Source organism: Micromonospora sp. LZ37 (assembly GCF_059359015.1).
On the sequence record NZ_JCADBL010000028.1, the window covers coordinates 1 to 1925 of the forward strand.

General features: G+C 68.1%; 1 protein-coding gene. It reads left to right on the forward strand.

The features are described from left to right. Positions 1-6: 6 nt before the first annotated feature. Positions 7-1925 (forward strand): WXG100-like domain-containing protein (locus AC5L3Z_RS29460; RefSeq protein WP_494846632.1); only part of this gene is annotated, 1919 nt, incomplete at its 3' end.

Genomic DNA, 1925 nt, shown 5'->3' on the forward strand with positions numbered 1-1925 from the left:
GGGGTTATGGGCCTTGACATTGATGGGCCCACTGCTGAGTTCTTCAAGTGGCTGACGGGGGAGGAGTTCCCTGCGGTTGATGAAGATCGCCTGCGGCAGATTTCCGAGACGTACGGTGTGGCGGCGGAGAAGATCGCCGCGGAGATGTTGCCGCTTGTGGCGGGGGCGGTGCATTCGATCCGTGATGGTGTGGCTGGGCAGTCGCAGGAGGCCTTCGTCGAGTCGATGAGGGAGGCGCTCGGCGAGAACGGCCACATCATGTTGGGGTCGAAGTACGTCAGTCGGATGGGCCATGAGTTGAAGAGCATGGCCGTCAATGTCGAGTACGCCAAGCTCATGATCATTTTGACGATTATCGAGTTGGTGGCCCAGTTCACTTTTGCGCTCATGTTTGCGTGGGTTATTCCGGGCATTTTGCCGCAGTTGGCGGCGCGGCTGTTCGTGGGTCGGCTGGTCATCGCGGGCTGGTTGCAGAGTCTGCTTGTCGCGGTTGTCTCGGGGCAGATCGTCGGTGTTGGTTTGCAGGTGCTCATGGATTTCATCGCGCAGAGTATTCAGATTGCGCAGGGGCATCGGAAGGAGTTCGACCCGGAGCTGACGGCGCGGGCCGCGGAGGTGGGTGCGTGGATCGGCGCGGTGGGTGTCGTGTTGGGTGCGGCGGCGGGTGCGGCCAGGAACCTGATGGGTGGAGCTGCGCGGGGTGCGGCGGGTGCTGGTGGGGGCGGGGCGGCGAAGTCCGGCGGTGGCCGGTTCGTGGACGAGATCGTCGTTGAGGCGCTGACGGAGACTGTCGGTACGGTCACCTATTCCGCGGTCAAGGGTGAGGAGATCGACTTCGGAATGCTTCCGGCGGCCGCTGTCGCTGGTGGGTTGTCTGGTCTGGTTGGTGTGGTCGGTGAGGACGCCGGGGCGAGCCTGCGGGCCCGGTTCGGTGGTCTGGGTGGGCCTGACACGTCGCCTCCGGCCTCCTCTAAGTTGGACACGCCTCCGGCCTACTCTGAGTTGGGCCCGCCGCCTTCGGGTTCGTCTGACGGCCCCGCGGGTGCTGCTGTCGGGCAGGGGCCGGGTTCGGTGGATACCGGTGTCGGTTCCGGTGGTCCCGCTGGTTCCGGTGGTCCCGCTGGTTCCGGTGGTCCCGCTGGTTCCGGTGGTCCCGCTGGTTCTGGTTCTGCTGGTTCTGCTGGTTCTGGTTCTGCTGGTTCTGCTGGTTCTGGTGTCAGGCCGGTAGCCGGTCCTGGTGGTTCTGCTGGTGCTGGTGGTTCACCGGTCACCGCGACGCCTCGCAGCACGGTGACGCCTCATCCGACGGACTTCGTTGCATCCGCTGTGGATCTGCCTTCCGCGTCGCCGCCGGTGGTGGCGGGGGTTGAGGGGGGATCGCCGCTGGCAGTGCCTGAGGTGGCCGGTGGGACGCCGCTGACGGGGTCCGTTGTCGAGGGCTCCGATGGGCAGGCGACGCCCTTCCTCATCACCGCATCGGGTGGGCCGGTGAGGCCGCTCGAGTCGGCAGATGCGGGTCCGTCGGGAGGTGCGGTTCCGTCGGGAGGTGCGGGTCCGTCGGGAGGTGCGGGTTCGTCGGGAGGTGCGGGTTCGTCGGGAGGTGCGGGTTCGTCGGGAGGTGCGGGTCCGTCAGCTCCCGCTTCGGCTGGTGGTGCCTCGGCGCAGCCAGCGAGTGCGCCGGCCGGTCCAGGTCGTCCCACCGTCGTTGACGGCGCGGTGACGGCGGGTTCGACGGCCGCGAGTGGATCACCGGTTCCTGCCGGGCTGCCGACGCCCACTCCCGTCACGGCTGCCCCGGCACCAGGCCAGGTCGCCTCGCCGCCGGGGACCACCGCGCCCGGCCCGGCTGTTCAGACGGCTGCTGCGGCCACCACCACACCGACGCCGGCCAGCACACCCACCATGCCCGGTCCGGCGACCGCCGG